Annotated in this window: 23 protein-coding genes; 10 read left to right on the top strand and 13 right to left on the bottom strand. The window is 72.6% G+C overall.

The features are described from left to right. The first annotated feature begins 3 nt into the window (after positions 1–3). From ACFWZ2_RS21755 to ACFWZ2_RS21770, 4 genes are read left to right on the top strand one after another with little or no spacing between them, the layout of a single operon-like run. A complete protein-coding gene (locus ACFWZ2_RS21755; protein WP_384548021.1) occupies positions 4–429 on the top strand; it encodes a contact-dependent growth inhibition system immunity protein in 426 nt (141 codons plus the stop codon). 34 nt (positions 430–463) lie between these two features. Continuing rightward, a complete protein-coding gene (locus ACFWZ2_RS21760; protein WP_384548023.1) occupies positions 464–676 on the top strand; it encodes a hypothetical protein in 213 nt (70 codons plus the stop codon). Positions 677–712: 36 nt separating this feature from the next. After that, positions 713–1,297, top strand: coding sequence for a hypothetical protein (locus tag ACFWZ2_RS21765; protein WP_384548025.1), 585 nt, complete (start codon positions 713–715; stop codon positions 1,295–1,297). Then, positions 1,290–1,547, top strand: coding sequence for a DNA-binding protein (locus ACFWZ2_RS21770; protein WP_384548027.1), 258 nt, complete (start codon positions 1,290–1,292; stop codon positions 1,545–1,547). Before ACFWZ2_RS21765 ends, ACFWZ2_RS21770 begins: the two co-directional genes overlap by 8 nt. 3 nt (positions 1,548–1,550) lie before the next feature. On the opposite strand, the gene ACFWZ2_RS21775 is transcribed toward ACFWZ2_RS21770, so the two are convergent. The 11 genes from ACFWZ2_RS21775 to ACFWZ2_RS21825 form a co-directional block, all read right to left on the bottom strand. Then, positions 1,551–2,846 (bottom strand): MFS transporter, encoded by a 1,296-nt coding sequence (locus ACFWZ2_RS21775; protein ID WP_384548028.1) that lies wholly within the window; start codon positions 2,844–2,846, stop codon positions 1,551–1,553. Positions 2,847–2,971: 125 nt separating this feature from the next. Continuing rightward, entirely contained in the window at positions 2,972–3,796 is an 825-nt protein-coding gene (locus tag ACFWZ2_RS21780) for an endonuclease I family protein (protein ID WP_384548030.1), read from the bottom strand. Between the two features lie 192 nt (positions 3,797–3,988). Then, positions 3,989–4,411 (bottom strand): acyl-CoA thioesterase, encoded by a 423-nt coding sequence (locus ACFWZ2_RS21785; protein WP_384548032.1) that lies wholly within the window; start codon positions 4,409–4,411, stop codon positions 3,989–3,991. A 222-nt stretch (positions 4,412–4,633) separates the two neighbouring features. After that, positions 4,634–5,287 (bottom strand): hypothetical protein, encoded by a 654-nt coding sequence (locus ACFWZ2_RS21790; RefSeq protein WP_384548034.1) that lies wholly within the window; start codon positions 5,285–5,287, stop codon positions 4,634–4,636. Positions 5,288–5,353: 66 nt separating this feature from the next. Then, a complete protein-coding gene (locus ACFWZ2_RS21795) occupies positions 5,354–6,241 on the bottom strand; it encodes a TIGR03619 family F420-dependent LLM class oxidoreductase (protein ID WP_384548036.1) in 888 nt (295 codons plus the stop codon). A 70-nt stretch (positions 6,242–6,311) separates the two neighbouring features. After that, the gene (locus ACFWZ2_RS21800; protein ID WP_384548038.1) at positions 6,312–6,920 is read right to left on the bottom strand and encodes a histidine phosphatase family protein; all 609 of its coding nucleotides are present in this window, start codon (positions 6,918–6,920) and stop codon (positions 6,312–6,314) included. Positions 6,921–7,021: 101 nt separating this feature from the next. Beyond that, positions 7,022–7,813, bottom strand: a complete 792-nt coding sequence (locus ACFWZ2_RS21805; protein WP_384548040.1) for a hypothetical protein — start codon at positions 7,811–7,813, stop codon at positions 7,022–7,024. Then, a complete protein-coding gene (locus tag ACFWZ2_RS21810) occupies positions 7,813–9,105 on the bottom strand; it encodes a VWA domain-containing protein (RefSeq protein WP_384548041.1) in 1,293 nt (430 codons plus the stop codon). The genes ACFWZ2_RS21805 and ACFWZ2_RS21810 overlap by 1 nt, the downstream gene beginning before the upstream one ends. A gap of 80 nt (positions 9,106–9,185) precedes the next feature. Continuing rightward, entirely contained in the window at positions 9,186–10,412 is a 1,227-nt protein-coding gene (locus tag ACFWZ2_RS21815; protein WP_384548107.1) for an FAD-dependent monooxygenase, read from the bottom strand. Positions 10,413–10,447: 35 nt separating this feature from the next. Continuing rightward, positions 10,448–11,029: a peptidase gene (locus ACFWZ2_RS21820; protein ID WP_384548043.1), complete on the bottom strand. Its 582-nt coding sequence runs from the start codon at positions 11,027–11,029 to the stop codon at positions 10,448–10,450. 44 nt (positions 11,030–11,073) lie between these two features. Next, a complete protein-coding gene (locus tag ACFWZ2_RS21825; RefSeq protein ID WP_384548045.1) occupies positions 11,074–12,285 on the bottom strand; it encodes a pyridoxal phosphate-dependent aminotransferase in 1,212 nt (403 codons plus the stop codon). An 84-nt stretch (positions 12,286–12,369) separates the two neighbouring features. Between ACFWZ2_RS21825 and ACFWZ2_RS21830 the strand changes: the two genes are divergently transcribed. Beyond that, entirely contained in the window at positions 12,370–13,041 is a 672-nt protein-coding gene (locus ACFWZ2_RS21830) for a winged helix-turn-helix transcriptional regulator (RefSeq protein WP_384548047.1), read from the top strand. Between the two features lie 39 nt (positions 13,042–13,080). Here the strand turns inward: ACFWZ2_RS21830 and ACFWZ2_RS21835 are convergent, their stop codons facing one another. Further along, the gene (locus ACFWZ2_RS21835; protein ID WP_384548049.1) at positions 13,081–14,292 is read right to left on the bottom strand and encodes an amidohydrolase; all 1,212 of its coding nucleotides are present in this window, start codon (positions 14,290–14,292) and stop codon (positions 13,081–13,083) included. 88 nt (positions 14,293–14,380) lie between these two features. Between ACFWZ2_RS21835 and ACFWZ2_RS21840 the strand changes: the two genes are divergently transcribed. The 3 genes from ACFWZ2_RS21840 to ACFWZ2_RS21850 are packed head-to-tail and all read left to right on the top strand — an operon-like array spanning position 14,381 to position 18,751. After that, positions 14,381–15,052: a TetR/AcrR family transcriptional regulator gene (locus tag ACFWZ2_RS21840; protein WP_384548051.1), complete on the top strand. Its 672-nt coding sequence runs from the start codon at positions 14,381–14,383 to the stop codon at positions 15,050–15,052. Then, positions 15,052–16,785, top strand: a complete 1,734-nt coding sequence (locus tag ACFWZ2_RS21845) for an ABC transporter ATP-binding protein (RefSeq protein WP_384548052.1) — start codon at positions 15,052–15,054, stop codon at positions 16,783–16,785. The genes ACFWZ2_RS21840 and ACFWZ2_RS21845 overlap by 1 nt, the downstream gene beginning before the upstream one ends. Before the next feature lies 1 nt (position 16,786). Continuing rightward, a complete protein-coding gene (locus ACFWZ2_RS21850; RefSeq protein WP_384548054.1) occupies positions 16,787–18,751 on the top strand; it encodes an ABC transporter ATP-binding protein in 1,965 nt (654 codons plus the stop codon). 7 nt (positions 18,752–18,758) lie between these two features. Here the strand turns inward: ACFWZ2_RS21850 and ACFWZ2_RS21855 are convergent, their stop codons facing one another. After that, entirely contained in the window at positions 18,759–19,472 is a 714-nt protein-coding gene (locus tag ACFWZ2_RS21855; RefSeq protein WP_384548056.1) for an SDR family oxidoreductase, read from the bottom strand. A 421-nt stretch (positions 19,473–19,893) separates the two neighbouring features. Here ACFWZ2_RS21855 and ACFWZ2_RS21860 point away from each other — a divergent pair, with 421 nt between their 5' ends. Then, positions 19,894–21,462, top strand: a complete 1,569-nt coding sequence (locus tag ACFWZ2_RS21860) for an AMP-binding protein (protein ID WP_384548058.1) — start codon at positions 19,894–19,896, stop codon at positions 21,460–21,462. A 1-nt stretch (position 21,463) separates the two neighbouring features. After that, positions 21,464–23,890: an amino acid adenylation domain-containing protein gene (locus ACFWZ2_RS21865; RefSeq protein WP_384548060.1), complete on the top strand. Its 2,427-nt coding sequence runs from the start codon at positions 21,464–21,466 to the stop codon at positions 23,888–23,890. The last annotated feature ends 8 nt before the right edge of the window (positions 23,891–23,898 follow it).

Consider the following 23,898-nt stretch of genomic DNA (forward strand, 5'->3'; position numbering starts at 1 on the left):
AAGATGCCGGCTCCGAAGGCGCCGCTCGACCGCGGCCGCACCCTCGACGAACTGGAGGGCCGGCGCTGGCCGGACCCTCCCGTGGACACGACCCCCATGGTCAGGAACGTGTACGAGCTGCGGCGCCGCCCCGTCGGCACCCTGGAGCCGCATGAGCTCGCGCGGCTGATCGGGCAGGACGTGGGGCTGCCCTGGCTGCTGCCGCTGGCGGTGGAGATCCTGCGGGACACCGCGCCGAAGCAGGCGGAGGGCGGCTGGTTCGACGACGACCTGCTGTACGCGGTCGTCACCAGAAAGCCCGCCGCCTGGGCCGCCGCCCCACAACTCGCCCACGAACTCAAGGAGACCGTGGCCACCCTGACCGACGTCTCACGCTACGTCCGCCAGGAGATCGACGCGTTCCTCGCGGCGGTCCCGGGCGACGACTGACCCGGCACGGGCTCATGCACGCTTCGGAGGTTCGGTGATCGAGGTCGAGAAGGCCGGACGGATCCGTTCCGGGGACGACGCGGGAAAGTACGTCAAGATCCAGGAACTTCCCGACTCCCCGCCCAGCTACCTGATCCTGCTGGCCCATGACCGGCAGTTCGAGCACGGCTGCGGCGACCACTGGGTCGAGGACCACGCATCGCTGGAGGGCTTCTTCCGCGAGAGCCAATGGGTCGTCGACTGGTAGACCGACGACTTCCACCCCCGAGAGGAGACCGGCGGCATGCTGCACGAGGTCGAGGACATCGAGCGGGAGAGGGGGCGCGTCGCACGGCGGCCCCGGGCTCAGGGCGCGCCGCCGGTGCTGAGCTGGTTCGAGGTCAGGCCGACCGTCCCCACCGAGGCGTACGCCGCCCGCTTGAGGTCCGTGCTCGATGCCGCGCTGGGCGTTGCCCTCTCCGCGGACTTCGCCGAGGAGGACCTGCCCGCGGACTCCGTCCCGGGGTGGTTCGCCACGGTGAGCGGCCCGCTCTTCGCCCGGGCACCGGAGTTCGCGCGACGGGGCCGAGAGCGCTACGCCGCGGCGATCCGGGGCGGATCCTGGGAACTCCAGGGCTGGCTCCACGAGTTCGACCCCGATTCGGAGAGCCGGGGCTGGGCGTGGTGGGACCTGACACACTCACCGGACGGCAAGCTCCGGATCTGGGCCGACACCTGGGGCGAAGCCTTCTTCGCCTGCGACGAACTCCGCTGGCTCGCCTACGTCGCCGGTTCCGACGAAGTGAGCGGACCATATCTCGCCAAGGCCGAGAGTTGGCACACGGAGGTCCGAGGCCCGGGCTTCCTGAGGGGCGACGACAGTGGATGAAGACGTGGAGGAGGCGACGCGGTCCCGCCTGCGCGCGCTGGCCGACGGTGCGGTCACGCCCGAGGAGGTTTCCGCGTGGGCGCTGCGCGTGAGGGAGAGCGATGTTCCGCAGCTGTGTGAAGGGCGGATCTGGACCGCCGTCGACCGGCTCTCCGGTGCGGACCTCTTGGCGGCGCCGGGGCAGTATCTGCACGGGAAGGAGGACTTCGATGCCTGGGTCGAGGAGTTCGACGGCAGCGGAGCCGGTTGACCCTCAACCCGCCCCCTTCCCCGCCGATTCCGCGACCGCGGTCGTGGAGGAGTCGGTCACGCCTCGGCTGTCCGCCTTGCGGAGGTTGCGGATGGCGGGTACGGAGAGGAGGGCCAGGGCCACGCCTAGGGCGATTACCGCGTTGAAGGCCAGGACTTGGCGTATGCCGAAGATTTCCGAGGCGGGGCCGGCGAGGGCCTGGCCGACGGGGAGCATGGCTACGGAGCCTGCCACGTCGTAGGCGTGGACGCGGCTTCGTACGTCGGTCGGGACCTGGGTGAGGATGCTGGTCGTCCACATGACGCCCCAGAAGGCGTTGGCCGCGCCGGCGGCGGCGAGGCCGGTGGCGATCAGGGGGACGGGGAGGTCGAGGGCCACCGACGCCGGTTGCAGCCAGTACAGGAGGAGCGCGGCGGAACCGGCCCGCAGGGGGCGCACCGGCCGTACCCGCATGGCGACGAGCGCGCCGACCACCATGCCCGCGCCCATGGCCGAGTTGACGAGGCCGAGCGTGCGGGGGCCGTGTTCGGAGACGACCTGGGTCGCGATCAGCGGGACCATCGGCCCCCAGGACGCGATCATGAGGACCATCCAGATCACGATGACGCCCCAGAGCCAGGTCCGGGAGCGGAACTCCTGCCAGCCTTGGGACAGGTCGGATCGGAAGGAGTTGCCTCGGGATTTCACGGACCGGTGGTCCGGTGCCGGGAGGCGTAGCAGGGCGAGGCAGATCGCGCTCGCCAAGTACGTGCAGGCGTACGCGACGAAGACCCCGCCCGGCTCGGTGAGGCCGACCAGCGCTCCGGCCACCGCGGGGCCCGCCATGGTCATCAGGGACTCGATGGTGCGGATGGCCCCGTTCGCGCCCTGTACGTCCGCGGCGATCCGCGGGATGAGGGTGGGCAGTCCCGGCTGGAAGAGCGCGGCGCAGATGCCGTTGACGGCGGACAGCACGCAGATCTGCCAGACGACGATGTGGCCGGTGAAGAAGAGGCAGGCCATGACGGCCTGCACGCCGACGCGCACCAGGTCCGCCCCGATCATGAGGACCCGGTTGTTCACCCGGTCGGCGATCACCCCGCCGAAGATGACGAACCCGGCGAAGCAGGCCGTCATGCTGGCCAGTACGGCTCCCACGACCCCGGCCCCGTAGCCGCTCAGGACGAGACCGGTGGCCAGCGCCACCGGTGCCATCATGTCGCCGAGCCTGGCGACGCCGCGGGCGGCGAAGAAGAGCGTGAAGTTGCGGGACCACAGGCCCCCTGGCGTGCCGGACGGGTCCCCGGGAGCAGTGTTCATGATGGGCGCAGTGTGGCGTCAACCAGGTTGCTGGGCAAGCGAATTACGGCCGTGCGGGCGGGCGGCACCCGCGGCCCTGACGGAGTCGCGGGCCGCGGGTGCCGTACCCGGTTCGACCGGGTGGTTCACCAGACCTCTTCCACCCACTCCGGGTGGTCGATGAACGGGTTCCTGTTGTGCTGGAACTTGTCGAATATGACCTGGTTGCGGTTCTTCTCGAACGCGTCCGGCGGGTCCTCGTCGCTCCACTGCTTCAGGACGGAGAGGCGGCCGATGGCGGGCGCACTGCCGTTGTCCACCTGGTCGTTGGGCTCCAGGTCGGGGAAGCCGTCCTCGCCGTCGTAGCGCACGGCCATGTAGAGGATCATGCGGGCCACATCGCCCTTGACGGCGTCGCGGGGCTCGAAGGAGTCGTCGTCGGTGAGGCTGCCGGGGGCTCCTTCGACCGCGCTGCCGCCGTTGTCGAAGTCCTTGTTGCCCCGGATGCTGTTGACCGTGACGTCCTCGGGGCGCAGGTGGTGGATGTCGGTGCCGGGGCCGGTGGCCGTGCCGAAGTCCCCGTGGGACTTGGCCCAGACGTGCTCGCGGTTCCAGTCGCCCTGGTCGCCGCCGCTGCTGCTCTTGCTCCGCGAGGTGCCGGAGTAGAGCAGGATCACGTTGGAGGCGTTGGCGGGGTCCTCGTCGGTGCTCTTGAGGGCGTCCCAGACCTGGTCGTACGAGAGCTTGGTCTGGTCGCTGATGATGGTGTGCAGCGCGGACTTGAGCTCGGGACCTGTCTTGCCGAGCGCATCCTGGTAGTACGTGTCGTCGTAGGCGCCGACGGCTGCGGGTGCCGGGGCCGGTGTGGGGGAGGTGGTGGCCGTGGCGGTGGCCGGCACGGTGATGCCGACGAGGACCGCGGCGGCGGTCAGGGCCAGGGGTTGCCAGCGGCGTACGCGCGGGACGGGCATGTGGGGTGTGTCCTTTCCCGGAGTCCTCGCGCGCCGCGCGCCCGCCCAATGAGCGCGCGGTCTACGCGAGTTGACCAATCAACAACCGGGAGAGTGGCACGGATGTACGTATCCGCGTGTGAACGTCGTGGGTCGGTTGGGTAACGATGTCATGTACACGGCTGGGTGAGGGATGGGTGGGGCGCCTGACGGCTAGAGGCCCAGCAGGCCCGGGTCGGACGCCAGTGCGCGGAAGTAGTCGAGCGGATCCGACACCATCCGCCGCTCCTTGAGGTGCAGGAGACCGGCGACCCCCGTGACCGTCGCGGCCAGCGTGCCGTCCGCCTTGGCTATCGTCTGCTCGGTGCGGAAGGTCTTGCGCTCGCCCCACACGAACAGGCAGGTCACCGTGATCTCGTCGCCCGCGCGCAGCTCGCTGCGGTAGCGGAGCGTGTTCTCCAGGGCGACCGGGCCCACGCCCTTGTCCAGCAGGTCGGTCTGCTCGATGCCGGCTTCGCGCAGCAGGGACCAGCGGGCGTGCTCGGCGTACTGGAGGTACACGGCCTGGTTGAGATGGCCCTGCGAATCCGTCTCGTAGCCACGGACGCCGATGCTCACGGAATACGGGTCTGCCACGGGGTTCCCTTCGACGGGGTTGGGTCGCACGGGGCACGGGGTGTGCCCTGTGCGTTCAACTCATCGGTGGGGTGGGGCATTCCGGTGGGGGTGGTGTGTCGGTGCGGGTGCGTCGTGGCTTGTTGCGCAGTTCCCCGCGCCCCTGGGTGGTCCGTCTTGGTGTGGTCCTTTCTGCGGGGGCGTCGTGGTTTGTTGCGCAGTTCCCCGCGCCCCTGAAGGGGCTTACGTTCGGCGCGGGGACGCCAGGAGGTAGGGGGTGTTGGTGCGTGGGGGTTTGTGTTGGCTGGTTTGCCAGCCTGCCTCGTTGAGGGCGGTGGCGCAGGTGTGGAGGGAGGCCGGGGTCGGGGCGTGTACGGCTACTGCCTCGGGTTGGGGGGTGGGGGTGACGCGGTAGCCGTCGGTGCCGGGGCCTGCGGGGAGGCAGCCGGTGGCTTCCAGGGCGAGTGCCGCCGCCTGGACCAAGTGGCTCCGCTCCCAGGCGCAGGGGCGGTCGCGGGAGCCGTCGGTGTTGGTCATGCGGCGCAGCTCGACGAGGCCCTCCCAGGCGGTGCGGACCTCCCGCGCGCGGGCGGGGCCCTGGGCGCCGGGTGGCGTCGGCTCGGTGCCGGTGCGGGCGGCGAAGACTCCGGAGGGCGCGGGCGAGGGGGAGGGTGGCGGCTCGGGGGTCGGGGGCGCGGTGCCCTCATCGCGTACACCCTCCTCGCGTACGCGATGACCCGCGGGCGTCAGGAAGTACGCGTGCGGCGGCCGGGGATGGCGGAAGGCGAGGCGCGCCCGCACCAGGCCCGTGAGCTGGGTCTCGGTGCCGGACAGCCGCCCGGTCGCCGGGTCCGCCGCCTCGATGATCCGTCGCTGGACGGCAGTCGGCGGTCTCATCGCACACGCACCCCTTCCCTGGCCGGTCCCGTCACCTGGTACCGATGGTGTCCTGCGGCACTGACATCAGGGTGCCGTCGACATCACGAGCTCAAGGACCCGCCGGTCCGCGTCGGCGTCCGTCCGCTCCTCGGGGGTGCCGGGATACGTGTCCAGGAGTACGTCGGTGGCGCCGAGTTCCCCGAGGGTCTCCAGGTCACCGCGGACCTGGTCGGCGCTGCCGTGCCCGAGCGGGCGTTCCGCGGTGTCCGGCTGCTGCCCGAGCCGGATCTGCAGGCGCGGCACGAGATCCGGCACGGGGCGGCCCGCTGCGGCGGCGGCCTCCGCGATGCGGGGGAGCGCCTCGCGCAGCGCCGCAAGGGTCGGCATGAACGGGTGCCAGCCCTCGCCGAGACGCGCGGCCCGCACCTGCGCGGCGGGGGAGTTGCCGCCCACCCACACGGGCAGGTGGGGGCGGGTCGCGGGGGCCGGGGCGGTGCGGACGTCTTCGTACGCGACGTACGTGCCCTGGAAGGACGTCGGGTCCTCGCTCCACGCGGCGCGTATCGCCGCGAGGTACTCGTCGGTGATCGCGCCGCGCTCGCGGAAGGGCACGCCGAGCACCTCGTACTCGGCGGCGGACCAGCCCACCCCGGCGCCCAGGATGAACCCGGCCTCGTTCAGCCGGTCGATGTTGGCGGCCATGCGGGCGGTCTGCAGCGGATGCCGGTACGGGATGACGGTGATGGTCGTGCCGAGCCGCAGCCCCGGCACACGGCCCGCGAGGTGCGCGGCGAGCACGAACTGGTCGTAGAACGGCGCCGGATAGACCGCGTGGACGTCCGGCGTCACCGCGATGTGGTCGGAGATCATCGCGAACTCCAGGCCGAGGTCGCGGGCGTCGGTGGCCTGTCGTACGAGGGATTCGGGGGTCGTGCCCGCGCCGAAGTTGAGGAGGTTCACGCCGTATCGCATGAGCGCAGTCTTGATGATCAAGATCGCGCCTGTCGAATGCCTCGAATCCCCAGAATCCGCGGATTCCCCGTCAGTTCGCGGGCCCGGCGGGACGCAGGTTCCAGCCCGCCACCACCGGTCTGCCGTGCTCGGTGCTCAACCGGCTCACCGTGCCCGTGGCCAGCAGGAACATCGAGCCGCCCGAGGTGGGCAGGCCGAGCCTGCGGGCCGTGAGGACGCGCAGGAAGTGGCCGTGCGCGAAGAGGACCACGCTGCCCTCGTTCTCGGCGAGCGCCGCGTCGACCTTGGCCAGCATCCGGTCGGCGCGCTCACCGACCTGGTCGGGCGTCTCGCCGGGGTGCTCGGGCGGTCCCGGGGCCACCCCGTCCGTGAAGAGGTACCAGTCGGGGTGCGTGCGCTGGATCTCGACGGTGGTGAGGCCCTCGTACGCGCCGTACTCCCACTCGCTCAGATCCGGGTCGACCCGCGCGTTCCTGAACCCGGCCAGCTCCGCGGTCTCCCGCGCCCGCACCCGCGGGCTCGTGAACGCGGCACCGATCCGGTACGTGCCGACGAGCGGCGCGAGGTGGCGCGCCTGCTCCCTGCCGTTGTCCGTGAGCGGGACGTCCGTCCAGCTGGTGTGCTGCCCGGAGAGGGCCCACGGCGTCTCGCCGTGCCGGACGAGGAGCAGATCGCCCATGGTCGCGCACATCCTGTTCTCGTGGGGGTGGCGGAACCGTCCGGTCCCGCCACCCCCGAGACTGCCACGCGGTGCAGGTCACCCGCGTGCGGGGGGCCGCCTCACAGTCCCTGAGGCACCCGGGCGGGCCGTCCCGAGCCGCGCGTCAGGGCGTAGCCGCCGACGCCCGCGAGCGCCGCGAGGACGCCGCCGCCCGCCGTCCACAGCCAGCGCGACGACCACCAGCCGCCCGCCCAGCCGTCCTCCGGCTCGGTGGCGGCGGCGGTGCGCTGCTTGTCGGCGGAGCCCGCGCCCGGCACCAGCGGTTCGCCGAGCGAGCCGTCCACGGCCTGCGCGCCGCCCGCGTCGGTCGTGGTGACCTTCGTCCGGACGCTCACCGGGAGGCCCAGGTCGTCCGCCTTGAGGTCGGTGACCGTGAGCCGCAGGTAGTACGTGCCGGGCAGCGGGTCGTTGGCCCACTGCTCCGACCAGGCCCTGACCGTGCGCAGCGAGCAGGACAGCGAGACCGACGCGGTGTCCTGCGCCGCGGTCTTCGTCGGCGTGCCGAGGCGGCACGCCTGACGGCGCCTGAGCCCGTCGTACACGTCGACCTGCCAGGTGGACGCGGCGTGCCGTGCGGCCGCCTCCGGCAGCTTCACCGTGGCGTGCACGGTGGCCCGCTGCCCGGTGTCCACGGGGAACGCCCAGTACAGGTAGTCACCCGTGGACGCCTCCGCGGTGGCCTCCTGGTCGGGGCGGATCGCGGTGGCGGTACGGAAGGAGGTACCGGCCTCGGTCGGCGCGTCGCCCTTCTCGTCACCGTCGGCGTACGCCGCTCCGGCGGCCCCCGCGAGGATCAGCAGCGCGGCGCCGGTCGCGGCGGCGCACCGCCTCAACACACGTGTCGTACGCATCAGTTGGTCCTCCAGACCGCGAAGCGCCAGCGGGAGACCCAGCCCCAGACCAGACCGGCGACGAAGCCGGTGAGGGCGAGCAGGCCGAGCAGCCACCAGCCGTGGCCGAGCCCGAAGAACGCCACGTCGGACGCCTCGTCGGGGGAATCCACCAGGTCCACGGCCAGCTCGACCGGCAGGCCCGGCGTCGTCTTCACCGAAGCGGGCGCGGAGAAGGAGTTGCTGATGCGCAGACAGACGGTCCTGGAGGTGTCGTCCTCGTCGTCGTCCGCCTCCGGCGTCGGATGGCGGAGCCCCGTCGAGATCACGTCGGTGCGCCCGTCGCCGGACTCCTGGCCGCGGACGATCTCGCGGCCGTTCGGCGTCTCGGCCCGCAGCAGCACGCCGTAGTCCTGGTTGACGGCACGGTCGGCCGCCACGCTCACGGAGGCGCGCAGCTCCTTGCCCGCGGGCACGTCCACGCGGTACCAGCGGTGCTCGCCGAACTTCTCGCGGTCGGTGTACAGGCCCGACTTCAGCTCCGGCGCCGCGGAGCACTCCGCCGCGCCCTTCGTCTCGACCGGCGTGACCACCGGGTCGGCCGCACGGTCCACCAACTGCTTGACACGGCCCGAGAGTTCATCGGTGTGCCGGATCGAGGTGTACGTTCCGCCGGTCGCCTCGGCGATGCAGCTCAGCTGGTCGCGGGTCTTGGCGTCCGGCACCAGGCCCAGGGTGTCGATGGTGAGGTTGATGCCCTTGGCGGAGATGTCGCGGGCCACCACGCACGGGTCGAGCGGCTGGCAGGTGTCCTCGCCGTCGGAGATCAGCACGATGCGGCGGCTGCGCTCGGCGTCGTCGTCGCGGGTGAGGTCGTCCGCGGCCTTGAGCAGCGTCGGGCCGATCGGGGTCCAGCCGGTCGGCGCGAGGGTCGCCACCGCGGTCTTCGCGTCGGTGCGGCCCGACGTGTCGAGCTGCTCCACGGGGTAGAGCAGCTCGGTGTCCTTGCAGCCCGTCCTGCGGTCGTCGCCGCGGTAGTTGGCGCCGAGGGTGCGTATGCCGAGCGCCACCTCGTCCGGGGTCGCGTCGAGGACCTCGTTGAAGGCCTGCTTCGCCGCGGCCATCCGGGACTTGCCGTCGATGTCGCGGGCCCGCATGGAGCCGCTGACGTCGAGGACGAGCTCGACCTTGGGGGAGGGCTTGGCCGGTTCGTCGCCGTCACCGGCGGCCGCGGGGCCTGCCGTGACGAGCCCGGCGGTCAGGGCCGCGAGCAGGGCGAAGGCCCAGGCCGCCGGCCGTTGTCTTGTGATCATCGCCGGATCCTATTGATCCCGGCGTGCTTCCCCCAAACTTGACTTCGGGCCCCGAAACGTCGTCAGAACCGCGCGGGCGGTCACCGCTTGAGCTGCCGCCCGCCGAACGCCCCCGCGCCGTCCGCCTGCTTCCACCACGCCTCGAGCGCCGACTGGTCCATGGCCCGCCAGTCCGGCGTCGCCTGGACGAGTGCACCGCCGAGGCGCCTCCCCAGGTCCACCATCGAGCGACCGGAGAGCGTGCGGTCGGTGTCGTACGTGTCCAGGGCGTCCTCCCAGGTGTCCGCCGTGGCCAGCGCGGACTCCAGGACCGTCGCGTCCTGCAGCGCCTTGACCGCGCCCGCGCCGGTGTGCGGCCGGGCGACCGCGGCCGCGTCGCCCACCAGCAGCACGCGGTCCGCGGTGCAGCGGGGCGCCGTGAAGTCGTACATGGGCTGGAGGAACAGCTCGGCGGGCGCCGTCGTGCGCAGCAGCGCGCCCCAGTACGGCGGCAGGAGCACATCGGCGACGTACCCGAGATGGGCGGTGAGCGCCTCGGTGAGGCCGCCGGGCGGCAGGCTGGTGGGTCCGGTGAGCCGCAGGTCGAGGCCCAGCCCGAGGTCGAGGTCGGCGGGCGGCGCGGTGTACAGGACCCAGTTGACGCGGTGGCCGCCCGCGCCGTCCGGGATGCGGTAGATGATGACGTGGCCGCCGGGGAAGACGGCGTACACGCAGTCGTCCTCGGCCCACAGCTCCGGATCGTCCAGGCGGGCCTCGGGGAACGCGCCGCGCCAGGCGAGGTATCCGGCGTAGGCGGGGCGTACGTCGCCGAACGCGGCAGCGCGGGTCGCGGAGCGGTAGCCGTCCGCGCCGATGACCAGGTCGAAGTGGTCGCTGCCCGCGGCGGTGTCGACCCGGGTGCCGTCGGGGCCCGGGTGCAGTGCCTCGACGGTCGTGCCGGAGCGGAAGACCGCGGACTCCGGCACGCGGCCGCGCAACTCACGCCACAACGGGCCCCAGTTGTAGGTACGGAACGGGAAGGGCATCGTGGCGATCTCGCGGCCGAGTCCGGTGGGTTCGGCGTCGTCGCGCACGTACCAGCGGCGGCGCACTATCTGCACCCACGGCATGCCCGCGTCCATGTACCCGGCCGACTCCAGCTCCGCGTAACGGGAGTTGTGCACGGCGAGTCCCACGCCGCGGTCCGCCAGGTCGCCCGTGGCGCGCTCGTACACGGTGATCTCGTCCGCACCCCCGCGGTGCGCGGCCAGCGCCGCGGCACACCCTGCGATGCTGCCGCCGACGACGGCGACCCTGCCTCCACGCATCATGGCGCCATCCTGGCAGGCGGGGTGACCGGCTGTCAGCGCAGTGACACTCCACGTCCGGCGAAGAACGGCTCGAACTCGTCGGCGGCCAGCGCCGCGGTGCGGGTCCCCGCGTCGATCCCCGACGGATTGTGGAAGTGCAGGCGCCCGTCGGGCGTGCGTCCCGTGAGCAGGACGAGGTGGCCGCCCCGGCCCGGCGCGGGGCGGTGCGGGCGGCGGATCTCGTAGTGCACGGAGGCGATGACCTGCCGTCCCTCGTCGAGCAGCGCGCCGATCTCCTCGACGGAGAGGTGCCGGTGCACGGCGGCGTCGACGCCGAACTCCTCGCGGGCGTACGCGGCGAAGGGGGCGTAAATCATTCCCCGGATCACGCCGCTCTCCTCCGTGTACGCGCCGTACTTCAGCGCGCCGTCCCGGAGTTGGAACAGGGACGGCGAGGACGGGCCGAGCGCCATGCGGAAGCACGTCAGTCCGCACAGGTGGCCGCACCAGCGGGCGTAGTCGTCGAGCGTGACCGCACCCGAGGTGCGCCAGGCCGGGTCCGCGGCCCGGTCGAAGTCTTCGTACACGATGGGTCCGACGAGTTCCGGCGAGGCGAACTGCGTGTGGACGGGCACGGTGCAGGTGGTGCAGGGCGGCACGGCACTCCCGGGGCTCTGGGTCACTGGCGGTAGCTGCTGAGGAAGCGGCCGATGCGGCTGATCGCCGCGTCCAGGTCGTCAGCGTAGGGGAGGGTCAGGATGCGGAAGTGGTCGGGGCGCGCCCAGTTGAAGCCGGTGCCCTGGACTACCTGGATCTTCTCCTGGAGGAGGAGGTCGAGGACGAACTTCTCGTCGTCGTGGATCGGGTGGACCTTCGGGTCCAGGCGCGGGAAGGCGTACAGGGCGCCCTTGGGCTTGACGCAGGAGACGCCGGGGATCTCGTTCAGCTTCTCCCAGGCCCGGTCGCGCTGTTCGTGCAACCGGCCGCCGGGCGCGGTGAGTTCATGGATGGACTGGCGGCCGCCGAGCGCGGCCTGGATGGCGTACTGGGCGGGGGCGTTGGGGCACAGCCGCATGGAGGCGAGCATCGTCAGGCCCTCCAGGTAGTTCTTGGCGTGCTGCTGCGGGCCGGTCACGACCAGCCAGCCGGACCGGAAACCGGCCACCCGGTGCGTCTTGGAGAGGCCGCAGAAGGTGAGGACCACGAGGTCGGGGGCGAGGGCGGCGACGCTGTGATGCACGGCGTCGTCGTACAGGATCTGGTCGTAGATCTCGTCGGCGAAGACCATCAGGCCGTGCCGCCGGGCGAGATCGAGGATGCCCTCCAGGATCTCCTTCGGGTAGACCGCGCCCGTGGGGTTGTTCGGGTTGATGATCACGACGGCCTTGGTGCGGTCGGTGATCTTCGAGGCCATGTCGTCGAGGTCGGGGTACCAGTCCGCGGACTCGTCGCACACGTAGTGGACGGCCTTGCCTCCGGAGAGGGTCGTCACGGCGGTCCACAGGGGGAAGTCGGGGGCGGGGATGAGGACTTCGTCGCCGTCCTCCAGGAGGGCCTGCACGGCCATGGTGACCAGTTCGGAGACGCCGTTGCCGAGAAAGACGTCGTCTACGGAGACGTCGTCCAGGCCGAGCGCCTGGTAGCGCTGGGCGACGGCCCGGCGCGCGGAGAGGATGCCGCGCGAGTCCGTGTAGCCGTGCGCGTTCGGGAGCATCCGGATCATGTCCTGGACGATCTCCTCGGGCGCCTCGAAGCCGAACAGCGCGGGGTTGCCGGTGTTGAGGCGCAGGACGCTGTGGCCCGCCTCCTCCAGGGCGTTGGCGTGCTCGATGACCGGGCCCCGGATCTCGTAACAGACCTCGCTGAGCTTGCTCGACTGCCGGAACTCCATGCGCTGCGCCTCCCGTGACGTGTGTTACTTGGTTTTACCAAGCCTCCGCTTGGAAAGTCCAACAACTTGCATAGACTATGTCGCATGCCACCTCAGCCCCGGCCGCAGTCGCGGTCCCGCCGAAGCTACGACCAGTACTGCGCAGCCGCCCGTGGCCTGGACGCCGTCGGCGACCGCTGGACCCTGCTGATCGTCCGGGAACTCCTCGCGGGCCCCCGCCGCTACACCGACCTGCACGCCGACCTGCCCGGCGTCAGCACCGACGTCCTCGCCTCGCGCCTGAAGGACATGGAGCAGCAGGGCCTGTCCACCCGCCGCAGGCTGGCCCCGCCGTCGGCCGCGTACGTCTACGAACTCACCGAAAGGGGACGGGAGTTGCTGCCCGTCCTGCAGGCCATCGCGGCCTGGGGCGCCCCCGCCCTGGACGAGCGCAGGCCCACGGACGCGGTCCGCGCCCACTGGTTCGCGCTGCCGCTGCTCAGGTCCCTGGAGGCGGCCGAGGTCGAGGGCGTGGTCGAAGTCCGGCTCGACGAGGGCCGGTTCCATGTGCGCGCCGCGGGCGGCGGGGCCCGCACCGGAGCCGAGGCCTACGGCGAAGGCCCCGCCCCCGCCGAGCCCGACGCACGCATCGCCCTGGACGCCGACACCTGCGTGGCCCTGAGCCGGGGCGAGTTCACCGTGGGGGAGGGCGTACGGTCCGGCCGCATCGAGCTGACCGGCGACGGCGTACTGGCGAAGGCGCTGCGCGAGACGTGAGAGAGCGCGGGGCCGCGCCCTCCCCGGCGCGCCCCCGGCCTACCGGCCGCCGAGCCAGGCGAGCGCGGCGCCGACCAGCGTCTCCACGCCCGTCGCCAGCGTCGGATCGAGCACGGGCGCGAAGTACGGCGAGTGGTTGGTCGGCACGCTCTCCGCGACCCGGCCCGCGGCCTGCGCCCGCGCGTAGGCGGCCGGATCGGTCCCGCGCACGAACCAGTACGCGGAGGGGATGCGGCCGCCGTCGGTCAGCAGCCCGAAGTCCTCGCTCGCCGGTATCACCGGCGCGGGGACCAGCCGTTCCGGGGCGAAGTGCGCCGCGAACGCCGCGAGCACGGCGTCGACGGTCCGCGCGTCGTTGACCAGCGCCGGAAAGCCGTACAGCAGGTCGATGTCCGGCTCCGGCGCCCCGGACGCCGCCGCCTCGCCGCGGACGATCCGCTCGATCGCCGCGAGGGCCCGCTCGCGCACTGCGGGGTCCAAGGACCGCAGGGACAGGCCCAGTTCGGCCTCGTCGGGAATGATGTTCTCCTTGGTGCCCGCGTGCAAGGACCCGACGGTCAGCACCACCGGATCGCTCGCCGCCATCTCCCGTGACACCACGGTCTGCAGGCGCAGCACCGTCGCCGCGGCCATCACCACCGGGTCCACGGTCGCCTCCGGGCGCGAGCCGTGCCCGCCCTTGCCGTGCAGCCGGATCCGGATGGCGTCACCGGCAGCCATGGCCACCCCGTGGCGGTGGCCTATCTGGCCCGCGGGGCCCGGGCCCACGTGCTGGCCGAACGCGACCGCCGGGGTGCCGAACCGCTTGTACAGGCCGTCGTCGAGCATTGCGCGGGCGCCGCGGCCCGTCTCCTCCGCGGGCTGGAACACCAGCAGCAACCTGCCTGCCCAGTCGGTGTGGTGACGGGCCATCAGGGTCGCGGCGCCGATCAGCCAGGTGGTGTGCAGATCGTGGCCGCAGGCGTGGGCGACCCCGTCGTGCGCCGACGCGTACGGCAGGCCGGTCTTCTCCGTGACGGGCAGCGCGTCCATGTCGGCGCGCAGCAGCACGGTCGGTCCCTCGCCCCGCTCCAGGACGCCGACCACGCCGGTGCCGCCCACCCCTTCGAACGTGTCGCAGCCGAGCGCGCGCAGCCGCGCCGCGACCAGGGCGGCCGTGCGGTGCTCCGCGAAGGACAGCTCGGGATGGCGGTGCAAGTCCTGGTACAGATCGGTGAGTTCGGTGAGCAGGTCGGGTGGCGTGGGGATCATCGGGTGCCTTCCGTCCGGTCGACAGGACGCGGCCGATCGTAATGCCTCCCACTTGTTCAAGTGAGCGCTCACTCATTACGCTGCGCGGGTGACCGACGACACGACTCAGGGACGCCGACGACGGCGCCGCGCACCCTCCCTCGAACCCGAGGAGCGGCGCGCCGCCATCATCGCCGCCACCCTCCCGCTCCTCCTGGAGCACGGCGTCCCGGTGACCACGCAGCAGATCGCCAGGGCCGCGGGCATCGCCGAGGGCACGATCTTCTCGGTGTTCCCGGACAAGCAGTCGCTCATCCACGCCACCGTGCTGAGCAGCTTCGAGCCCACGCCCATCGTGACCGCGATCCAGGCGATCGATCCGGGCCTCGCACTGCGGGAGCGGCTGGCCGCGGTGATCGGCATCATCGCCGACCAACTCGTCGCGACCGAACCGCTCGTGGTCGCGCTGCGTGGCCAGTCCGCACCCGCCGAGGTCAAGGAACCGTTCATGGCGGAGGTGGCGCGCTACCGGCAACGGCTCGTCGCGACCGTCGCCGAGGTGGTCGAGCCCGACCGCGGGATCCTGAGCCGCCCGCCCGCCGCGGTCGCCCAACTGGTGGTCGCCATGGTGTTCGCCACCACCCGCGGCACCTTCGGCCTCGGCGAGGCGCTCGGCACCAGCGAGATCGCCACGCTGCTCCTGGACGGCGTGCTCAAGGGCGAGCGCACGGCGGAACCGGCACGGCGGCCGGAGCGGCCGAACGGAAAGGTGCGCCGCTGATGCTGCTCCCCTTACTCCGGCAGCGACTGCGGCCCTACCGGCGCTCCCTCGCCCTCGTCGTCCTCCTGCAGATCGCGCAGGCCCTCGCCGCCCTCGAACTGCCCAACCTCAACGCCGACCTCATCGACCACGGCGTCCTCACCGGCGACACCGGATACATCCTGCGGACCGGCGGGGTGATGGCGGGCATCGCCCTCGTCCAGATCTGCTGCTCGATCACAGCGGTCTACCTCAGCTCCCGGGTCGGCACGGCGCTCGGCCACGACCTGCGGGCCGCCGTCTTCGACCGGGTCCTGTCCTTCTCCGTACGCGAGGTCGGCAGATTCGGCACGGCGTCCCTGTTCAACCGCACCACCAACGACGTCCAGCAGGTCCAGCTCCTGACGCTGCTCACCGGCACCCTGCTGGTGCCCGCGCCGATCGTGTGCGTCGGCGGCGTCGTCATGGCGCTGCGCCTGGACGGGCCGCTGTCCGGGCTCTTCGCGGTCATCATCCCGGTGCTCGTCCTCGTCGTCGGCTTCCTGCTCGGCCGGATGCTCCCCCTGAACCGGCTGGCGCAGACCCGGCTCGACCGCACCAACGGCATCCTGCGCGAGCAGATCACCGGGGTCCGGGTCATCCGCGCGTTCGTCCGCGACGACCGCGAGCGCCGCAGGTTCACCGAGGCCAACGAAGAACTCACCGACGTGTCGCTGCGCGTCAGCCGGCTCATGGCCGTCATGTTCCCCATCCTGATGCTGGTCATCTACCTGTCCAGCGTCGCCGTCCTGTGGTTCGGCGGGCACCGGATCGACGCGGGGCCGATGGCGGTCGGCGCGCTGCCCGCCTACCTCTCGTACCTGATGCAGATCCTCATGTCGATCCTGTCGGCCACCTTCATGTTCACCATGATCCCGAGGGCCGCGGTGTGCGCCGAACGCATCCAGGACGTGCTCGGCACCGAGCCGACGCTGCGGGCCCCCGACCACGGCAGTACCGCGCTGCCCCGCGCCGGTGAAGTCGACCTGGCCGCGGCCGAGTTCCGCTATCCCGGCGCCGAGTCGGCCGTCCTCCAGGGCGTCGACCTCATCGCCCGCCCCGGCACCACCACGGCGATCGTCGGCGGCACCGGCAGCGGCAAGACGACCCTGCTCAACCTGGTGCCGCGGCTCATGGAGGCGAGCGCGGGCACCGTCAGGGTCGGCGGCGTCGACGTACGGGAACTGGCGCCCGAGGTGCTTCAGGCGCAGGTCGGATACGTGCCGCAGCGGGCCTTCCTGTTCTCCGGCACCGTCGCCGACAACCTCCGCCACGGCAAGCACGACGCCACCGAGGCCGAGATGTGGCGGGCCCTGGAGGTCGCGCAGGCACGGGAGTTCGTCGAACGGCTCCCGCAGGGCCTCGCGGCCACCGTCGCCCAGGGCGGCTCGAACCTCTCCGGCGGACAGCGCCAGCGCCTCGCCATGGCCAGGGCGCTCATCCGCAGACCCGCGATCTATCTGTTCGACGACTCGTTCTCCGCGCTCGACCACGCCACCGAGGCGGCGCTGCGGGCCGCGCTGGCCGCCGAGACGGCCGGGGCGACCGTGCTCGTCGTCGCCCAGCGGGTCAGCACCATCCGGGACGCGGACCACATCGTCGTACTCGACAAGGGACGCGTCGTCGGCACCGGCACACACACCGAACTGCTCGCGCACAACGCCACGTACCAGGAAATCGCCCTGTCCCAGCCGGACGACCAGGAAGCCGCGTGACATGACACAGCCCACCCCCAGCAGGCGCCAGCCCCTGGCGGGCGCGGTCGGGGCCGGGCGGGCGATGGGCGGCGGGCCGCCGTCGTCCGCGGCCCTCGACCTGCGCGGCTCGGCCCGCCGCCTGGCCCGCACCCTGCGCCCGGACCGCCGCCTCATCGCCGCGACCGCGGGCTGCGCCGTGGTCAGCGTCGGCCTCGCCGTGCTCGGACCGCGCACGCTCGGCAAGGCCACCGACGTCATCGTCACCGGGCACGTCGGCGGCCAACTGAGGCCGGGCACCAGCAAGTCGGAGGCCGTCGCCCATCTGCGGGCGACCGGGCACGACCGGCTCGCGGACGTCGTGTCCGCGCTGCCCGTGGTGCCCGGCGACGGCATCGACTTCGACCAGCTGGGCCGGGTGCTGCTCCTCGCCCTGCTCCTGTACGTGTTCTCCGCGATGTTCGGCTTCGTGCAGGCGCGGTGCACCGCCCGGGTGGTGCAGCGGATCGCCTTCCGGCTGCGCGAGGAGGTCGAGGCGAAGCTGTCCCGGCTGCCGCTGAGCTACTTCGACCGGCAGTCGCGCGGAGACGTGCTCAGCCGCGCCACCAACGACATGGACAACCTCACCCAGACACTGCAGCAGACGCTCAGCCAGCTGCTCACGTCGGTCCTCACCATCGTCGGCGTGGTCGCGATGATGTTCTGGGTGTCGTGGCTGCTCGCCCTCGTCGCGCTGACCACCATCCCGCTGTGCCTGGTCGCAAGCGCCAGGATCGGCCGCAGGGCGCGGCCCCACTTCGTCCGCCAGTGGGGCACCACGGGACGGCTCAACGGGCACATCGAGGAGACGTACGCGGGCCACACGGTGGTACGCGTCTTCGGCCTCCAGGACGAGGTGCGGCGGGAGTTCGACCGCGACAACCGCGAACTGCGCCAGGCCGGCTTCCGCGCCCAGTTCGTCTCCGGGGTCATCCAGCCCACCATGCTGTTCCTCGCCAACCTCAACTTCGTGCTCGTCGCGGTGTGCGGCGGCCTGTTCGCCACCGCGGGCATGGTCACCCTCGGCAGCGTCCAGGCCTTCATCCAGTACTCGCGCCAACTGGGCCAGCCCATCACCCAGGTGGCGACCATGAGCAACCTCCTGCAGTCCGGCATCGCGTCCGCGGAGCGCATCTTCCAGCTGCTCGACACCGAGGAGCAGCCGCCCGACCCGGCGCCACCGGCCAGGCCGGGACCCGTACGCGGCCGGATCGTCTTCGACGACGTCTCCTTCCGGTACGCCCCGGACGAACCGCTCATCGAGCACCTCTCGTTCACCGCGGAGCCGGGCCAGACCATCGCCATCGTCGGCCCCACGGGCGCGGGGAAGACGACCCTGGTCAACCTCCTCATGCGCTTCTACGACAGCACGGGGGGCCGGATCACCATGGACGGCGTGGACATCGCGACGATGCCCCGCGAGGACGTGCGGCGCGACATCGGCATGGTGCTCCAGGACACCTGGCTGTTCCGGGGGACCGTCGCCGACAACATCGGGTACGGCGCCGACCGCCCCACACCCGAACAGATCGAGGCGGCCGCCCGCGCCGCACACGTCGACCACTTCGTGCGCGCCATGCCCGACGGGTACCGGACGATGCTGGACGAGGAGGGCGGCAACCTCAGTGCGGGCGAGCGGCAACTCATCACCATCGCGCGGGCGTTCCTCGTACGGCCCAGCATCCTGATCCTGGACGAGGCGACCAGCTCGGTGGACACCCGCACCGAAGTCCTGATCCAGCGCGCGACGAACACCTTGCGCAGCGGGCGGACCAGCTTCGTCATCGCCCACCGGCTCTCCACGATCCGCGACGCCGACCTGATCCTCGTCATGGAGGAGGGACGCATCCTCGAACAGGGCACCCACGACCAGCTGCGGGCGGCCGGTGGCGCCTACGCACGGCTGCACGCGGCGCAGTTCGCGGGGGCCGACCGCCACCGGGGCTGACCCCGCCTCAGAACGCCCCTTCGGGGGCCGCGACATGGATGATCTGCCCCGACACGACGGCGGCCGCGTCACTGGCGAGGAACGCCACCGTGGCCGCGAGCCGGCCGGCCGTGGGCGGCGGCCCCTCAAGGCCGGGCGCACCCGGCGCGGGCGGCAGGATCTCCGCCGCGACCGGCGCGCGGACGCCGAGCCCCGCGACGACGAGATTGGCGGTGATGCCGAACGCGTCGGCCTCCAGCGCAAGGGTCCGGGTGAACCCTTCGAGGCCCTCCCGGACCGTGGCGTTCTCCTGCCGGCCGGGGGCGCCGCGCACCTGGGCCACGGTCACGATGCGCCCGTGCCCCTCCCGGATCATCGGGTCGAACACCGCCTGGCTGATCAGGAACGCCTCCCGCAGCGGCCCGCCCACCCGGTCGTCCCAGTCGGGCACCTCGCGCAGCGGGCCGCTCACCAGCGCGTCGACGACGTTCAACAGCACGGCGGGCGGGCCGAGTTGCTCGTCGACGCGGGCCACCGCCTGCCGTACGGAATCGGCGTCGCGGGCCCGCAGCGGCACACACACCGCACGCCGGCCCGCCCGGCGCGCACGCTCCACCGCCGCGGCACCGGCATCCGGCGACGGGCCGAGCACCGCGAGATCGAACCCGTCGTCGGCAAGCCGCTCCACGATCGCGTCACCTGCGACCAAGCCTGCTCCGGCAAGGACGGCAACTCCGGTCACATCCGCCTCCCTTCAAGGCGCGGGAACCGTTCGGTGCCGGGGAGCCTAGCGGCACCGCAGGTCGAACGCCCGAAGAAGCCGGGGCCGTCCGAGAGGCTCCAACAAGCGGACGACCAGCGTCAGTTGACGGCGGATGCGGTGCACGCGCAACGAACGTCCGTGGGGCCCGTCGCTCTGGACCCGGCCGCGCGCGGCTGCCTAGACTCGGCGATGTCCATCGAGGTCCCGAGGCGCGATGGTTCCGCCTCGACCGTCGATCCGACACTCTCTGCCTTTCCCCCGCCGCGGAAGCCGGCCCCCACGCTGCCCCCTGTGCGGCGCGGGCACCGCGTCAGACCGCACGACGGATCCCCGTAGCCCGCCCCGCGACCGCGCGGCGGTGCGCCCAGCTCTGCAGCCGTACACCGAATGGGAGCGCGTCATGCCCGGCAACGACCACTACGTCCGGCAGATCCTCGAGTCGCTGTACCTCGACGAGCACCGGATCCGCCTCGTCCACCAGGACATCCCGACGCACGCCGGCGAACTGGCCGACGCGGTCCGCTCGGCCGCCGCAGGGCTGCGCGCCCACGGCGTCGGCGTCGGCGACGTGGTCGCGGTGATGACGGTCAACAACACCCCCGCCACACTCGTCCTGCGGTACGCCGCGGGCCTCGTCGGCGCCGTCGCGGTGCACGTCGGCACGGTGAACGCGGTCAACCCCGGCGACGTGCTGCGGCTCGGCGACCAGCTCGACATCGTGCGGAGCACCAGGGCGACGGTCTTCGCGATCGACGCGGAGAACGCCGACCGGGCCCGCGCGTTGCGCACCCGCTCCGAACGCCCCGTGCTCGTCGCGGGCCTCGGCGACCTCGGCCCCGACGTCGTCGACCTGAGCGAACTCCCGCCCGACGCCTTCGACCTGGCCGACGCCGCCCAGGGCGACCTCGCCGTCGTCACCTTCACCAGCGGCTCGACGGGACGGCCCAAGGGCGTCTGCTGGTCGTTCGAGGTGAAGAACGCCATCATCGCGCGGATGGCCGCCGAGGCGCGCAGGCAGACACTGCTCGTCACCGCGCCGTTGACGCACACGTCCGCGTTCACCTCCGACAACGTGCTGGTGGCGGGCGGAACCGTCGTACTGCACCCGGGATTCGACGCCGCGGCCGTGCTGCGCGCGGTCGGCAGGCACCGGATCACCCGCATGATGCTCTCCGCCCCGCAGGTGTACGCCCTCAAGGACCATCCGGACGTCGCCGCCGCGGACCTGTCCAGCCTGCGGGACCTCATGTACACCGGCAGCCCGGCCGCCGCCGAACGGCTCGCCGAGGCCGTCAAGGTCTTCGGCCCGGTGCTCTGCCAGATCTACGGCAACAGCGAGATCGGCCTGATGTGCAGGCTGACCGCCCAGGACCACGCGCAGCCGGAGCTGCTGACCACCGTCGGCCGGCCGGTCGAGCTGGTGAAGGTGAGCATCCGGGACCCGCACGACCGCGAGCTGCCCACCGGCGAGGTCGGCGAAGTCTGCGTCCACACACCGCTGTCGATGGCCGGTTACTGGGACGACCCGGAGCTGACCGCGCGGACCCTGCGCGACGGCTGGCTGCACACCGGCGACGTCGGCCACCTCGACGAACGCGGCTATCTGCATCTGCGCGGCCGGCTCGCGGACGTCATCAAGACCAACGGAATCAAGGTGTACCCGGCGGCCGTGGAGAAGGCGCTCGCGGCGCACCCCGCGGTGGCGCACGCGGTGGTGTTCGGCGTCGCGGACGCCGACCGCAAGGAGCGCGTCCACGCCGTGGTGGTCGCCCGCGACGGCCACCGCGTCACCGCCGACGACCTGCGCGAGCACGTCGCCACGGCCCTGTCGCCGAACCAGGCCCCCGCCGACGTCACGTTCCGCGCGGAGCTGCCGGTGCTCGGTTTCGGCAAGCCCGACCGGGCGCGGCTGCGCGCGGAGGCCGAGGACGCCGCGCGGCTGCCGGTCCCCAACGGAATGGAGAGCTGAGATGACCCTGCCCACCACGTATGCCGCCGGGCGGGACACCCCTCCGGCCGACGCGGCCTGGCGCGACTACCTGGCCGCGGCGGAGGAACCGACCCTGCTGGTACCGGCACTCGCGACGGCCGCGGACCCCGGCAGCGGGGGAGCGGCGAGCACCGAACGGGAGCTGTCCGAGGCGACCAGCGCCCGCATCGCCGCGCACTGCGGCACGCGCGGACTCTCCCTGGAAACGGTCGTACGGGCCGCCTGGGGCGCGGTGCTGAGCCTGCTGACCGGCAGCGAACACGTGGTCTTCGGCGGGCCCCGGCTGCCCGTCCGCGTCCGGTACCGGGCGGACACCTCCTTCGCCGCGACGGCGGTCCTGCTGGCCGACGAGTGGTCCCCTCTCGCCGGACTCGAGGCTCCTTCGAGTCAGACGGTGTACGAGCTGTTCGACACGGCGGTCGAGGTGGCCGCCACGGACCCGGCGGGCCCGCACACCGGCGGGGCCCCGGTCCGCTGCACCGTGCGTCCCGGCCGAAGGACACGGCTGTCCCTGACCGCACCGGCCGGTACCGGCACCGGACTGCCCGCGAGCCTCCTCGTCCGGCTCCTCGAAGGGTTCGCCGACGACCCGGACCGCCCGCTCGGCGCGATCGGACTCCTGACCGACGAGGAGCACCGCCGGGTCCTCACCGACTGGAACGACACCGGCGACGAGACGCCCCCCGCCTCGCTCGCCGACGTGGTGCGGCGGCAGGCCGCCGACAACCCGCACCGCATCGCGCTGGTCGGCGACGGCGACGCGCTCACCTACGCCCAGCTGGACCGCCGCGCCGACCGCCTCGCCCACCTGCTGCGGCGCCGCGGCTGCGGCCCCGAGGACATCGTCGCGCTCGCGCTGCCCCGCTCCGCGGAGATGGTCGTCGCGATCGTCGCGGCCGGCCGGGCGGGCGCCGCCTATCTGCCCGTGGACCCCGACTACCCGGCCGACCGCATCGCGTTCATGCTCACCGACGCACGGCCCGCGCTGCTCGTGACGACCACCCGGTCGGCGCCACCGGCCGGTACCGGCCCCGAGCGCATCGTCCTCGACGACCCCGGGACCGCCGCGGAACTCGACGCCGCCGCCGACTCCGGGGACGCGCACCCGCCGTGCCCTCCGGCCCACATGGCGTACGTCATCTACACCTCGGGCACCACCGGCCGCCCCAAGGGGGTCGTGGTCACCCACGCGGGACTCGCCTCGCTCGCGGCGGCGAAGACGGAGCGCATGGCGGTCGGCCCCGACAGCCGCGTCCTGCAGTTCGCCTCGCCCAGCTTCGACGCCTCGGTCACCGAACTGGTGGCCGCCTTCACCGTCGGCGCGACCCTCGTCGTCCCGCCCGCGGGGCCGCTCGTCGGCGAGGAACTGGAACGGGTGCTCGTCGGCGAGCGGGTCAGCCACGCTGTGCTGCCGCCGGTGGCCGTGGCCAGCCTCGACGAGCCCCGGCTGCCGGGCCTGCGCACCCTGGTGATGGCGGGCGAGGCATGCCCGGCCGAACTCGCCGCGACCTGGTCGGGCAACCGCCGCACGATCAACGCGTACGGCCCGACCGAGGCCACCGTGTGCGCGACCATGAGCGAGCCGCTGTCGGGCGAGTCGGCGCCGCCGGTGGGCAGACCGATCGAGGGCCGCTCGGTCTATGTGCTCGCGGACGGACTGCGGCCGGTGCCGCCCGGCGTCGTCGGCGAACTCTGCATCGCGGGCACCGGCCTGGCCCGCGGCTATCTGCGGCGGCCCGGCCTGACCGCCGAGCGGTTCGTGGCCAACCCGTTCGCTCCCGGCGAGCGGATGTACCGGACCGGGGACCTGATGTCCTGGCGACAGGACGGCACGCTGGCCTTCCACGGCCGCGCCGACGACCAGGTGAAGATCCGCGGCCACCGCGTCGAACTGGGCGAGGTGGCCGCGGCGGTGACCGGCCACCCCGGCGTCGACCGCGCGGTCGCCGTCGTCCGGGAGGACGAGCCCGGCGCCCCGCGGATCGTGGCGTACCTGGTGTCCGCGGGCGAGACCGCACCCGACCCCGACGACGTGCGCCTGCACGTCGAGCGCCACCTGGCGCCCGCCATGGTGCCCGCCGCCTTCGTGACGCTCGACGACCTCCCGCTGACCCCCAGCGGCAAGCTCGACCGGGCCGCGCTCCCCGCGCCGAAGACGGCCCCCGCCACGGCGGGCAGGCCGCCGCGCACCCCGACCGAGACCGCACTCGCCGAGTCCTTCGCAAAGGTGCTCGGGCTGGCCGCGGTGGACATCGACAGCGACTTCTTCAAGCTCGGCGGCAACAGCATGCTCACCATCGTGCTGATCCGTGAGGCCCGCCGGGCAGGGCTTTCGATCTCGCCGCGCGAGCTGATCGACAACCCGACGATCGAGGCGCTCGCCGCGGTGGCGAGGCCCACCCGGTGACCCCGCCG

Origin of the sequence: Streptomyces sp. NPDC059002 (genome assembly GCF_042740435.1) — a bacterium.
In the GTDB taxonomy this organism is placed as follows: Bacteria; Actinomycetota; Actinomycetes; order Streptomycetales; family Streptomycetaceae; genus Streptomyces.